Annotated in this window: 14 protein-coding genes; 2 read left to right on the forward strand and 12 right to left on the reverse strand. The window is 35.7% G+C overall.

All coding sequences use genetic code 11. The features are described from left to right. The first annotated feature begins 246 nt into the window (after window positions 1–246). Window positions 247–468, forward strand: coding sequence for a hypothetical protein (locus tag IV36_RS03595; RefSeq protein ID WP_056990828.1), 222 nt, complete (start codon window positions 247–249; stop codon window positions 466–468). 49 nt (window positions 469–517) lie between these two features. After that, window positions 518–970: a hypothetical protein gene (locus tag IV36_RS03600; RefSeq protein WP_056990829.1), complete on the forward strand. Its 453-nt coding sequence runs from the start codon at window positions 518–520 to the stop codon at window positions 968–970. Window positions 971–1,056: 86 nt separating this feature from the next. On the opposite strand, the gene IV36_RS03605 is transcribed toward IV36_RS03600, so the two are convergent. From IV36_RS03605 to gpG, 12 genes are read right to left on the reverse strand one after another with little or no spacing between them, the layout of a single operon-like run. Then, complete coding sequence (locus IV36_RS03605) at window positions 1,057–2,415, reverse strand: GH25 family lysozyme (RefSeq protein ID WP_056990830.1); 1,359 nt, start codon at window positions 2,413–2,415, stop codon at window positions 1,057–1,059. A 9-nt stretch (window positions 2,416–2,424) separates the two neighbouring features. Beyond that, window positions 2,425–2,898: a phage holin, LLH family gene (locus IV36_RS03610; protein ID WP_056990831.1), complete on the reverse strand. Its 474-nt coding sequence runs from the start codon at window positions 2,896–2,898 to the stop codon at window positions 2,425–2,427. A 2-nt stretch (window positions 2,899–2,900) separates the two neighbouring features. Continuing rightward, window positions 2,901–3,104, reverse strand: coding sequence for a hypothetical protein (locus IV36_RS03615; RefSeq protein ID WP_056990832.1), 204 nt, complete (start codon window positions 3,102–3,104; stop codon window positions 2,901–2,903). Between the two features lie 6 nt (window positions 3,105–3,110). Continuing rightward, the gene (locus IV36_RS03620) at window positions 3,111–3,491 is read right to left on the reverse strand and encodes a hypothetical protein (RefSeq protein WP_056990833.1); all 381 of its coding nucleotides are present in this window, start codon (window positions 3,489–3,491) and stop codon (window positions 3,111–3,113) included. Between the two features lie 59 nt (window positions 3,492–3,550). After that, on the reverse strand, window positions 3,551–3,688 hold the full coding sequence (locus IV36_RS11850; RefSeq protein WP_082623701.1) for an XkdX family protein: 138 nt from the start codon (window positions 3,686–3,688) through the stop codon (window positions 3,551–3,553). Beyond that, complete coding sequence (locus IV36_RS03625; RefSeq protein WP_056990834.1) at window positions 3,681–3,914, reverse strand: hypothetical protein; 234 nt, start codon at window positions 3,912–3,914, stop codon at window positions 3,681–3,683. Before IV36_RS03625 ends, IV36_RS11850 begins: the two co-directional genes overlap by 8 nt. Window positions 3,915–3,916: 2 nt before the next feature. Beyond that, complete coding sequence (locus IV36_RS03630; RefSeq protein ID WP_056990835.1) at window positions 3,917–5,542, reverse strand: right-handed parallel beta-helix repeat-containing protein; 1,626 nt, start codon at window positions 5,540–5,542, stop codon at window positions 3,917–3,919. Window positions 5,543–5,556: 14 nt separating this feature from the next. Next, window positions 5,557–7,464 carry a GH25 family lysozyme gene (locus tag IV36_RS03635; RefSeq protein WP_056990836.1) on the reverse strand — a complete coding sequence of 636 codons (1,908 nt, stop codon included), beginning with the start codon at window positions 7,462–7,464 and terminating at the stop codon, window positions 5,557–5,559. Further along, the gene (locus tag IV36_RS03640; protein ID WP_056990837.1) at window positions 7,465–8,175 is read right to left on the reverse strand and encodes a phage tail family protein; all 711 of its coding nucleotides are present in this window, start codon (window positions 8,173–8,175) and stop codon (window positions 7,465–7,467) included. It abuts the gene before it with no gap. Continuing rightward, window positions 8,168–12,028, reverse strand: a complete 3,861-nt coding sequence (locus IV36_RS03645; protein WP_056990838.1) for a phage tail tape measure protein — start codon at window positions 12,026–12,028, stop codon at window positions 8,168–8,170. Before IV36_RS03645 ends, IV36_RS03640 begins: the two co-directional genes overlap by 8 nt. Before the next feature lie 17 nt (window positions 12,029–12,045). Beyond that, window positions 12,046–12,216, reverse strand: coding sequence for a hypothetical protein (locus IV36_RS12185; protein ID WP_235810231.1), 171 nt, complete (start codon window positions 12,214–12,216; stop codon window positions 12,046–12,048). Window positions 12,217–12,239: 23 nt separating this feature from the next. Next, on the reverse strand, window positions 12,240–12,539 hold the full coding sequence (gpG, locus tag IV36_RS03650; RefSeq protein ID WP_056990839.1) for a phage tail assembly chaperone G: 300 nt from the start codon (window positions 12,537–12,539) through the stop codon (window positions 12,240–12,242). Between the last annotated feature and the right edge of the window lie 71 nt (window positions 12,540–12,610).

Raw genomic sequence — 12,610 nt, forward strand, 5'->3', positions numbered from 1 at the left:
AACAAGAGGACAACTGATTTAACTTACGTAAATTATAACATGGTTTGTAGGCAAGTTGTACCGTCTACCTTATCTCTGTATCATTGCTATGCTACCTTTGGCCATTAAAGCAGATGAACTTGATTGTAAAGTTTGTCTGCTTTTTTTATTTCTAAAAAAGTTTGATTTTCCTATTGACGTATCTTAAAAGATACGGTATTATATAAACATAGAAAGAAATTCAAAAAAATAAAGGGGATAATAAATATGATTAATGCAAACTTTGGAGATTACGATTTGGTTCAGGTATCAGAGAACGAGTTCAAGAAAGTATTTCATTCAAACGTTCAAGGTAAAAATGAAACATTCACGATTCTTAGCAAGGATTTAGACGCATTCAAAGCTACCGTTAAGGAGATCGAAGAAACAGAAGATAGCGATACTAAATTCAATGATATTGACTATATTGAACGTGAATATCTAATCTAATTGAAACTATTTAGGGCATTAGGCCCTATTTGTGTATATGGAGGAAAAAATGAAAAAAATAGTTGATTTAGGAAAAATCGAAGATCTTCTCAACAGTGATGTATCGGCATACTCCATTTCAAAAAACACTAATTTAACACGTGCAGTGATTAACCGGTATCGAACTGGCGAAACCAAACTTGAAAATATGACAATTAGAGTCGCTCTAAAGCTACAGGAATTCTATGACGAAAACTATATTAAACAAACTATCAGCTACGACTCAGGTGAGATGATCACTGAATTGAAAGAAGACATTGCTAGTTTTGGAGATTTTGAGTGCTGGGCGTGGATTAAAAAAATTGACGGTGTAAAGATATATACGAACTACGACTTCAAGGATAATGCTACACAATTAACGAAAGACGAAGTTAATACTGCGCATGAAAATGGTGAACAGTTTGAAGTATTGAAAGCCAAACATCTACTTAAATTGCTTGAAAAACAGAATGAAATTTTTTAAACAAAAATAGCCCCACTTCCAATTGAGAAAGCAGGGCTTTTAATATACGAACAATATTCGATTTTAAGGATCATGAATGTTTGTAACTAGAATGGTTTAACACCAGCATTTAATTTCTTTTGCATGGCAGCAACCATATTAGAATATCCACTTGAAATTTTACCATCTACTGGTGTTCCTAATTTACGTTGCATAGCTCTAATTGTTTGCGGACCCATGTATCCGTCTTGTGTCACACCTAAATGCTTTTGAAGTATCTTAATTAGCGAACTAGGTTTACTAATTTTACTATCTTGATACTTCATGTTGTAAATTTTTTGAAGTGCTAGAGTTGTTTTAGTCTTTACTTTTGAAGATGTAGGCCATTTACCATCAACAACTAGATTATATCCTGTAGTAGAAGTTTTAACAGTGCTACCTGTAGAAGTAGTCGTGGCTACTTTACCCGTACTTAAAATTTCAACATTAGACTTATCGATCCAACTTAATATTCCTTTAAGCAATACATTATTACCTGAAACTTGCTGAACAGTATATGAATTACCTTTAACCCATGATGGAATACTTGTCCCGTTACTCCAATTTGTGGCAGAATAATTTACTTTAACAACATAATCAACTGCAATTGATGATTTAGTTGTATTGTTAGCGCTTTGACCTGCTTTAATAGCTGTAGTAGTTGAATCAGTTTTAACCGTTGTGGCACCCGTTTTAGATGCAGTTGTAGTACCATCATATCCGTTCCCTGTGATACCAGTTAAATCAATATTACCGTCAACACCACTATTATTAGTACCATAATTATCTGCAAACTGCCAGATAGCTACATTGTCAAAAGTGGGAAAATAATTAAAATCTGCTGACGTTTGACGTGCTGTTGTCTTATAACTTGCAATCCAAATTTTGTTAGTCCCAAAGCTAGTAGCAATTTCATTAGTGTTAACATATGACTTTAAATATGGCCTGTAGCTATACAATACTGGGGTATAACCAGCATCTTTAACTAATTGCATAGCAACTTTAATATTAGCTGTGTTAGCCTCTATATCAGGCGTGGCATTCATTTCATAATCAATGGCCACAATAGAGTTTTTAGGTGTTTGAATCTTGGAAAGCATATCTGCTACATATTGCTTAGTCCTAGTTTGATTAGAGCCGTCAGCTAGAAATATATACGAGTGTGCTCTCCGCCCTTGTGCGATAGTATATTGAACCTGTGTAGCATACGTCGATTGATATATAACTGAATTATTATATATACCACCAATTTGTACAATATTGAACTTTGTATCAGCTGAGCCTAGGTTTCCTAAAGTTCCCTGATACTTGCTGTTATCAACCCCATAGTCTCCTTTGGTAGAGGTGCTCGCATTAGCATTTAATGCAATAAAAAAAGGAGCAATCAGTGAAATTACTCCTAACAATATTTTATTTTTGAGTTTCATATGAACCTCCTATTTTGCTACTGATGTAGTTGTTGTTTTACTCTCTAATTCCGTTACGGTTGTTTGTGCTTCTGCTAAGGCCTTCTTTGCCGATGCTAATTTTTCTGCATCAGTTTCAGCATTTGCCTCTTCCACTGTCTTTTGAGTATATGTTGCTAACGTTCCATCTTGAGTCAAATTTGCATATGCACTTTCAACCGCATTCTGAATAGTTGTTGCATCAGTTTCCTTGAAGCCTAAATTTTTTAGTGCCGTTTCAACGTATGTGACTGCCTTAGACTTCTTCAATTCGCCCTCAATGTAGGTTGTGACACCTAATTTTTGTAAAGCAACAACTGCATCTTTAGCCAAAGTTGGTAAAATAGAAACTAATGTCTCTGCTGTTTTGTTAGATTTTAGAAACTTCGCTACATAAGGTACTGCAACACCGATTACTGCTACTACTAAAGTCACAACTGCTTCCGCTATATTTTGTATATTCATTACTAATCATCCTCCGTTTTATTCCCATTGTTTTTCAACTCATCATTTTCTTTTTTCAACTTTTTTAATTTCGCCTTTAATCTCTCCGTTTCTAAGGTCTCATCTACTTCTTTTCCCTCTCTGCGCTTAGTTTCACGATTGGTTATAAAAGCAACCATTATTGACCCAAACGTGGTGATCAGTGCGACTACAATTTGATCGCTCAATGGTCATCACTCTTTCAATGTTATTTCAGATATCATTGTCACCAGCACAAAACCTGCATACATCGCCTGAAAACTAACATAAGCACCAGTCGCAAAATCATGAAATACAAATCCGAGCATAAAAATAAGCCATACAGAAGTAAGCAATCCTGTCATAATTGGTTTATATAAAAACGTATTTAAATCCCACAATGAATACACCAGGACAAAAGTTCCCACAACAGCAAGAACAAAAATAAAAGGTGGATCATCTAGTAAATCAAGCACTGAATTGGGCGGTGGGTCAAACGTTCCTGTACTGTGCCTGATAATGAAGTAAATCCCAAGCCCATATGTTTCTAGTGCCTTAAAAAACCAAAATCTATTCTTTAACAAATGTTTCAGCATTTTTATCACCCCTTTGCCAACCGCCCACCCAAATTTTACAATAAAAAAGCACTTCATTTTTATGATGTGCTCGTTGCCTTAGATTCTTTAATAGTCGTTTCTTCATCGCTAGTTAACATTCCAGCGTTGAAAAAAGTTTGCAAATCATTATCCGTATACAGCCCTAAAATATAATATTCTTTGATAAAATCAAGCATTTGTATCACCAACCTTTGCCGCTAGTGTTGCTAATTGAAGCAAAACTTGCGCGTTGAATTCCTGCTGAGCTGACGCCTCAGCTCCTTCAACCCACACATTGTTTTGACTATCCCATTTAGGTTTCTTTAATGTGCTTGCAGGAATTACGGTAGTTGAATTTTCAGGTTGAACTGTTGAACTAACTACTTCCATTAAATAGAAATTACTATCATAAATATAGTACATATTTAGATTCCTCCTTCAACGAACTTAACATTTAGCAGGCCTAAATAATTTAATCGCAGGCTTACCTCTGCGGAGTTTAGGGTAACAGAAGCATCTGTATCATTCTTGTACGATAAGAACACGTCTCCATTACTATTAATTCCAACAGAAACCTTCAAGTTCTCAGAATAGCTGTTATTGTTAAGGCTTATTGCATATTTTCCTAATTCAATATATGTCTTATCAACATTTGATAATTTATAGCTATTCTCAATGTCGGAAATTGTCGCTGAAAAAGTACCTGTTGTTTGAGCAGGAACTATGATAGAACTGCTAAATTCAATATTAATATTTTCTAGATCCATTCCATTTACAATGAAATCTTTTACAGTTAAGTTAACATCAGCAGTATCACCATCTTTTTCAAATACTTGGCCGTTAGCTGGCAATGTAACTTCATTATCACTAAGAATTGAGTTTTCAAGATAATGTATTTTAATTGCCACGTTTGGACCAATTCCTGAGGTATCATTATCATCAGTATGCTTTGAAACTAAGTTATTATCTTTGAAAGATATTTGTGAACCATAATAGAAATAGACATGTGCTTCCAAGTTTCTTTCAAAGTGATTACCATAGAATTTAGTATATTTAAGTTGATTAATATAAAGCCCATATTGTGTATTCCTATCAAAATTGTTTCCAAAAATCAAATTATAGTTTCCTTGAATAGACATACCTATGTTATTCCATTCAATTCTATTGTTAGAAATAATATTATCGTTAGAAGAGTCTAATTGAAGACCAGTCCCATTCGAATAAAAGTCCGAATTGACTACTCGGGTATCAGTTAATTGAACTATTCCGGCCGTGGTGCAATTCTGAAATGTACACTTATCAATAACTAACGTTTTACCATTTTCTATACCTGTGTCACCTGTGAACTCGCATGTGTCAAGAATTGAGCCATTAAGACCATTAAGGCCTTTCCCCTTGAAAACTATATGGCTAAATTCAATAGCACTTTTCCCTCCATCATCAGTTGTGCCTGTGAAGGCATAGTCGTCATCAGGAGATATAATAACGGACTTATTAATAGAATTATTCCAAAACGAGGTTTGTGTTGCTCCAACAATACGTGCATATGTTGTATCTGTGACATTGACTGTTTTTCCAAATTTATAGTTTCCAATTGGTACAAAAATTTGATAGCCTGAATCAATTGCTTCTTGAAATGCACCCGAATCATCTGTTGTACCATCACCAGCGGCACCGAACCATTTTACATTCACGGCACGTTGCTGAAATTCAATATCCCAAAAATCACCTCTTAATTTTGCTGTAATAAATGACTTTGAAAGTAAATCAGAATGCCTGAAATCAATGGTTTCGTTATCGTTAGTTGAACCAGCTATTTGATCATTAAATCGGTCATCAATATTTTGAGATTGTTTCTTTGCACTATTTGCAGTATTGTTTGCTTCACTTGAAACTGCTGAACCAATTTCAATTCCTTGTGCTAAAGCTTCACGGACATCTTTACCATATGTTTTATTTCTGACTGACTTAGATCGCAACAATACGCGTGAATCTACTTCAGCTGTATTGTAGTCAGAAGGAAAGTTGTTCGTTGTTGTATCACTCGCCATCTCCATTCTCCTTTCTAAACAAATGCCTTACTATATGAATAACTAGCATCAACTCCGTACCCCTGCCAGTCATTACTAAACTGCCATCCCTCTGCACCATCAGGTTTCGTACTTGAATCCCAACTGGCAATCCATTTATATTTGGCCAAACTTCCATCAAAAACATTATTAGTAAATGAGCTTTCACTGCCATACAGGCAAGTGTTTGTATATCCAGCACCAGTCAATACCTCTAAAAATGTCGTAATTGCTGAATCTAAATCAGTTTTTGAATTACTCAATACATTTCCTTCAACATCAAGTGCAACTACCTTCGCCTTATCTATATTGTTGGCTTGCAACTGTGCTAAAAAGTTATTAGCCTCGGCAGTTGCATTAGCAATACTTTCAAAATAGTGATAACAACCGACCAGCTTTAAACCTGCAGTCGTACTATTAGCTAATTGTGTACTTGCCAAAGTATTATTTTCATTTCCGCTTGAACCATCAGAAAGCTTAACCATTACACCTTTTGCACCTGCATTAACACACTTTGTAAACCAGGTGACTGATGTGTCTGATTGGTATTGCGAAACATCAATGAAAATTGAACCTGAAACCCAGGTACTATCTTTCAATTCATCAATCTGCTTTTGTAATTCATCTTTTACTGATTGCAAATTATCAGGTATAAAATCAACCGTTTCTTGTAATGCATTCAATTTCTTTTGTGCTGCTAAGGTCCTTGCTTCAAGTTGTGCAGCTTTTATTTGCAGACCAGAAACAATTGCATTACTTCGCTGTATTTGATTTTGAAATTCAGCCCAGCTAACTGATTTATCTCCAATTGTCAATGAAGATTGCAAAGGATTATTTATATCCAATGAAATACTAATTATTCGAAAATAATCATCTATACCCTCAAGCTGATTGATCACATGGTAATAATTACCTACTTCAAAATCATCTACTGCCAATCCTAACTGAAACAAATCGACTGCTTCGAGTTCATATCCAATCATGACTGATTTAAATGTTTCTAGGTATGCCTTTGCCTTAGTCAGAAGATTGCTTGCAACTGTCACATCATCCCAAGACTTTGTTCCTGAAATACGGCCATATCTATTAATTAATTCGGCTGACTCAATATATTTCTTCCCGCCATTTACACTTGAGATGTCCAATCTAGGACTTGCAACATCACCTGATGTATCTGTAGAACTATCCGTCGAATCACTCTCAATTGTTGCACCAAAAGGATATAGTACTGTCAATATTCCTGATAGGTTAGGTTTTGTGTACAACGATATTAGGTTCTTATTTAATTTTATTTCTTGCTTGCCTTTGATATTTTGATCTAGTGTCCAGTCAATATATGCAACACCATTTTCATTACGAATCTTTAACTCTCCACCCAAATCATCATTAGAAATTAAGTCAGTATCTATTTCATCAAATGTGTTAAGCCCATCCTCAACGTAACAATACAAGTAATTAGTTGAGTTAGTTACAGTCACATTTCCCAATTGAAATTGTCTTTTCGAGTCAACCTGGGCGTTATGTGTATCAATTAAATACTTGAAGAAATCATACGGCTTCATTTGCACTTTTTTATACGTTTGAATTGAATCATTTAAAGAAGCCATCTGCGATTCGCAAATGACTTGTTTATAAAATGTTCCATCTGAATTCAATTGTATTTGGATACTTGCTACTCTTCCTTTAAATATTAGTTTCGAACTTGTCATATTTATAACTTCAATGTAAGTTATCCATTCTTGAAGTAGTGAGTATCCAGGATTGCTAGGCAATATGTTGAACTGAAATGAATCAGCTGCATTAATGCCCTGAGCAATCGTTGTGTCAGTCAAACGATACTTAGTAAAGTAATCATCATGTATAATCGTTTCAATTCCGTTATTCCCGATTGTTACGCGATACAATCAGATCACCTCTTTTGTAAAATGAAATTTAACTGTTCCATTACCGTTCAAAGTAACAACATTTTCGCAACGTTCTAACACTAAACCAGTATCGGTGTAGCTTCCCGTTGAAAATGACTTTGTTTCATTATTCATCGCAACGGTCACGCTACCGGTTACATCTATTTCAGGACTTAATACTGTTGCACCAGTATTGATCAATAAAATTTGCTGACTACCTGATACATTAAATGAAGTATCTTGTGCGACATCGTTATCAAAATCAAATGTGTCCCAAATATCTTCACCCTCTTCAAAATTACGGATTCGAAATGGATAACAAGTAAAACTTACTTTGAAGAATGCATAATCAATATTATCTGTGTATTCCGGAGCAGATTGAACTTCCGCTTTGAAGTAATAACCAGGAATTGCAGAGTCTTGAAGTAAATGCTGTGACCCTGGTATCAACCAATTTGCAATCATCCCTTTTCTGTGTTCCAGTTCGACGGTATCAAGAGCATTAATATCACAAATTAGAAAAGTATACTCAAGCGTTCGTTCGGAATACACATCTCCAAAAATCTTTGCGTAATCATAATAAAGACTTGTATTAGGTATCTGAATACGAGTCTTACTTTTTTCAGGAAGTCCCACATTAGCTTCATTAATCACACAATTGAAATCATCTAGGCTACTTTTAGAATCAAAATTAATGAATCTTTCATCCATTTGTAAAAACTCTCCTTCCCACTAAATTAACGGTGTTCATCTGCATATCAGAAACAGTTTTTGCAATAGCTTTGCCATCAATGTTCAACGTTGTGTCCTTTTGAGTTAGTGTCAACAATAGCTTTGCAACTAAATCAAGCTTGCTTTCAACTCCTGACATATCAACACTATTAACATTATTTGATCTTTGTTTAGCCGAATTTAATCTGTTAGTTACATCAATAGCTGAACTCAATACTTTAGCAGTTGAAGGAATACCCACACCTGTAGCATATTTGGGAAGTGCACTCATTAATTTTTCAGTTAACGAGGCCTTCAAAACTTTAGTACCACGTGGTGCATCGAAAATAACATTACGGCCTTGAGGTACAAATGACTCACCATTGGGCAAACTAACTAATTCCTGATAAGTAGAACCTTTTTGATCATTAACCATCATTGCTCCACCAGGGTGATAGTTAGTTCCTTTTGCATTACTCAAAACCTTTCCACCAACTGCTTGAGCATATGTCTTATGAATAGAAATATACTCTGTAGTTAATGTCGTTTTCTTATCTGGTGAATGATCGTAATAGTATTGCAATGCTCTACCAGCTGCGCTAGCAACACCAGAAGCTTTATCATGAGCAATTAAATATTTTTCATGTGCACTTAACGAATTCCAGACTCCTACATCTTGTAATGCTTTAGTTAATGCTGGTCCGGTTTGTGCTTGTGCAATCATCTGTTGTTGCTTAGGTGTTAAATTTTGCCAACGTCCCATGCTATTCAATGCTGAAATAACTGACGAATTAGTATTATCAGTAGCCAACATTTTGGCGGTTTTCCAATCCTTCGTATTCCATTGATTAGCACTAATCAATGCTGACATTGTAGCTACTTTGGTATCATCATTTAACTTTGCATGTTTTACAAGCCAATTTAGATTATTCCAATCTTTATTTGCAATAAGACCTTGTGCTACCATTGCATTGGCATTGGTAGACATCAATCCTTTTTTCTCAAGAAGCTGAATATTATTCCATCCCTTGGTGCTTTGGAGTGCTTTTTTGACTTCTTCTTGTGCGTTGGTTTTCAATGTCCCTGTTTTCTTATCAAAAACAAGGTTATTCCATTTATTTGCAGCATCAGCAACTCCTTTTTTCATGTCGTCACTAACCTTAATGACAGTTGCAGACGTTTTCTTTTGAGCTGTATTGAATGCATCATAGGCACTTTGAGCCTGTTTTGCAGTCCACCCATAACTATCTTGCATATCTTGTAGAATTGCTTTTTCGTTGTAACCTTTAGCTCGTTCTGCATTAATATAAGCAATCCCTAATTGATTCATAGCATTATTATGTTCTGTTTCTAAAGCTTCAAGAGCTTTATTCTTTTCCTTGGTTGTCAACACCGTACTCGACTTAATCTTTCCGTAAGTTGTATTGTAGTTATCTAACTCTTTGTTCGCTGCTTCTGAAGCAGCATTGGCCATAGAAGTTAATTGGCTGGTGGTCATATTATTCGTTTGATTAAGCTCTGCTTTCAAAACTAAACGTTGATTCTTAGCTGACAATCCTAAAACCTTAACCTGCTCTTGAGCCATTTTTTGTTGCAAATTATATAACTGTGATCGTTGGTCCTCAGTCAATGCAACATTATTATCTCTAGCTTGCTTCGTAATGGTTTGTACTTGGTTGTAGTATTTCTTAATCTTACTAATATGAGTTTGATTATTCTTATCTTCTTTTTCGGCCTCTGCCTCAATCGCTGCACCAGCACTTCCTCCAACTGATTCAGCAAATTTCTCCGCAGCTGTTTTTTGCTTTTTTGCTGCATCTTCAGCTGATTTTGCCATCCCCTTAAAAGCAGACTCAATTTGCTTTCCATTCGTTTTAGCACTTGAAGCAGTATCACTCAATGCGACAGATGCTTTAGTTGAATAATCCTTAAACTTAGTTGCTGCTTGATCTGCAGAACTACCAACATTTGCACCCCATCGCTGAGTACGCTGACTAGAATCATACATCTTCTTTCCAAATGATTCCCAAGCAAGTGCACCAACAGCGACAGTTCCAGCAATACCAAGTACCCAAGGATTTAACAAACTTAGAGCTCCAGTTGCTCCTGTAGCTCCAGTTGCAATCGTCTCTGTCCCAATACTAGCAATTTTTGAAGCTGTACCAAATTCTTTCATTGCTGTTTTACCAGCACTTATTTGTGCAATCCAACTAGCAATACTTACAGTTCCACTTGCTAATTTACCCGTAATTGAAACAGTACGTCCCAGGATACTTACAACAGGTCCAAAGGCAGCTGCCAATAATGCTGCTTTGACGATATTCTTTTGAGTACCAGAATCTAGATCACCAAATTTTTGTACTAACTTAGTAACATCCTTAATAACAGGTTGAATAGCAGGTAAAACATCATTAGCTGCTGTAATACCTAAGTTTGTCAAACTCTCTTTTAATATCTTTAACTGATTTTGGGCTGATTTCATATTTTTCTCAGCAAGTGACTGCACATAATTGTTCTTTGCAGAATCAGCAACTTTCTTATTTAGTTCACCAAGTTGCTTTGCGTTATTGGCAAGAACCGCAGCCGCATTTTGACCTGTTGTTCCGAAAATTTTATGAAAAATATCTGTTTTCTGTGTTGCGTTCAAACCTTTCATATGCTCATTCAAAGTGCTGAATATATCTGACATACTTTTCATTTTTCCTGATTTGTCAACAAAATCTTTTGTAGATAAACCTAGGCCTTTTAACGCACTCGTAGCAGAAGATGTTGGTGAATTAAGACTATTAATCACTTTTCTTAAAGCTGTACCACCCTGCTCCGCCTCAATACCATTATTGCTAAGAATTCCCAAAGCACTTGCTGTTTCAGATAAGCTAAATCCTGCTTGATGAGCTGTTGAACCAACGTAGGACATTCCTATTCCTAAATCTGAAAAGCTTGATGAAGTCATATCCGCAGCATATGCTAAATCATTAACTACAGTTTTAGTATTTTTCGTCATACCAGCTGTAGTTTTAGCCTTCATACCAAAAGATTCAAGCGTTTGTGAAGCAACTGTAACAACATCGCTAAAATCATCACCTGAAGCTTTTGAAGCTTCTAATTCTGATTTCATTGCACCAAGTGCTTGCTTTGAGGTGTAACCACGCTTTACAAGTTCGGTATAACCTTTTGCAATTTCTTGTTGTGAAACACCATACTTATTTGAATAAGTCAGTGCATCCTTTTGCATTTGCTTAACACCACTAATGGCCTCACTTGCTGATTCACCACCTGTAACTAATAAGTTCTTGATAGTGACCATTTCATTTTGCAAATCAATGCTTTTCTTAATCGCATATCCAAATCCAAGTGCAATCGGCGCAGTTAATTTTGTAGTTGCACTACTACCTATACTCTTCATTTTGTCGCCAACAGTTTGAGCCGACTTACCAAAAGCATTTAACTTTCCAGTAAAACCAGTAGTTTCAATACGAGCTGCTGCCATTGCTTTAGCATTCGCAATTAATTGCGAATTTAAAGCAGAAACTTTTGCAGAAGCATTATTAAATTGACGTGCATAATCAGCTGTCTTTTTAGTTGCTTGACCTGTTTCAGTTAATGAACCTTGATAGCTTTTTCTAAGGAGTTCCATCTGAGCTTTTTGTGCTTCGAGAACTTTAGTGAGTCCGCGCTGTTTTGTAGCTAACAAATCATATTTGCTTCCAGCTTGTCCAACAACTGCCATGGAGGCTTTCATTTCTGCCATTGAACTACGGACCATCTTATTAGCACCCGTAATTCCTTTGCTAAATGCAGAATCTTTTAAACCAAGCTCAATGACCATACGTCCCAGAACTTCATCTGCCATTCAATTTTCCTCCTTTCTTACGTTTTTTCGATAAAGTCAAACAATGACATTGGTTGCTTATTATCATGTTTATCCGAGCCATCAGAAGGTGCGACTACGTTAACTAGTGTTTCATAATCAGTATCTAAAATATCGTTTATGGTATAACCAGGTAAATTAGTCACAATTGACCTAATAAACGAAAACATTGCTTGTTTTACTTGTTGCGGAGTTACTGTTCCTCCGCCTCTAAGTTTGGGTCAACACCCATTAATTTATCCAAAAAGCCATCAACAAACGGAGCAAATTCCCATGCTGCTACCCCATCTAAGATTGCGTCTTTAGTAACTTCTTTATCGTCAAACACCGAGGCAATGAATTCAGCCTGTTTTTCATTCATTTCTTTTATTTCTGGGTAAGTCTCGGGACCGATGTCTAATGCCTCAAGCAATTTTCGAGTAGGCACCCAGTTTTGTTCGTACTTCTTGTATTCCCCATTTTTTTGACGAATCTTTATTTCTAATCTTGACATATATAATTTCCTCCTAAAAAAATAAGAGGATTGCACTTAAAGTACATCCCCTTATTAATCATTAATTAAAC

The sequence above is a fragment of the Liquorilactobacillus mali genome, assembly GCF_001437155.1.
Classification (GTDB): Bacteria; Bacillota; Bacilli; order Lactobacillales; family Lactobacillaceae; genus Liquorilactobacillus; species Liquorilactobacillus mali_A.

Coding starts and splice junctions, on each gene's coding strand:
- IV36_RS03595 (WP_056990828.1), top strand. CDS start 247: ATGATTAATGCAAACTTTGGAGATTACGATTTGGTTCAGGTATCAGAG.
- IV36_RS03600 (WP_056990829.1), top strand. CDS start 518: ATGAAAAAAATAGTTGATTTAGGAAAAATCGAAGATCTTCTCAACAGT.
- IV36_RS03605 (WP_056990830.1), bottom strand. CDS start 2,415: ATGAAACTCAAAAATAAAATATTGTTAGGAGTAATTTCACTGATTGCT.
- IV36_RS03610 (WP_056990831.1), bottom strand. CDS start 2,898: ATGAATATACAAAATATAGCGGAAGCAGTTGTGACTTTAGTAGTAGCA.
- IV36_RS03620 (WP_056990833.1), bottom strand. CDS start 3,491: ATGCTGAAACATTTGTTAAAGAATAGATTTTGGTTTTTTAAGGCACTA.
- IV36_RS11850 (WP_082623701.1), bottom strand. CDS start 3,688: ATGCTTGATTTTATCAAAGAATATTATATTTTAGGGCTGTATACGGAT.
- IV36_RS03625 (WP_056990834.1), bottom strand. CDS start 3,914: ATGTACTATATTTATGATAGTAATTTCTATTTAATGGAAGTAGTTAGT.
- IV36_RS03630 (WP_056990835.1), bottom strand. CDS start 5,542: ATGGCGAGTGATACAACAACGAACAACTTTCCTTCTGACTACAATACA.
- IV36_RS03640 (WP_056990837.1), bottom strand. CDS start 8,175: ATGGATGAAAGATTCATTAATTTTGATTCTAAAAGTAGCCTAGATGAT.
- IV36_RS03645 (WP_056990838.1), bottom strand. CDS start 12,028: ATGGCAGATGAAGTTCTGGGACGTATGGTCATTGAGCTTGGTTTAAAA.
- IV36_RS12185 (WP_235810231.1), bottom strand. CDS start 12,216: ATGTTTTCGTTTATTAGGTCAATTGTGACTAATTTACCTGGTTATACC.
- gpG (WP_056990839.1), bottom strand. CDS start 12,539: ATGTCAAGATTAGAAATAAAGATTCGTCAAAAAAATGGGGAATACAAG.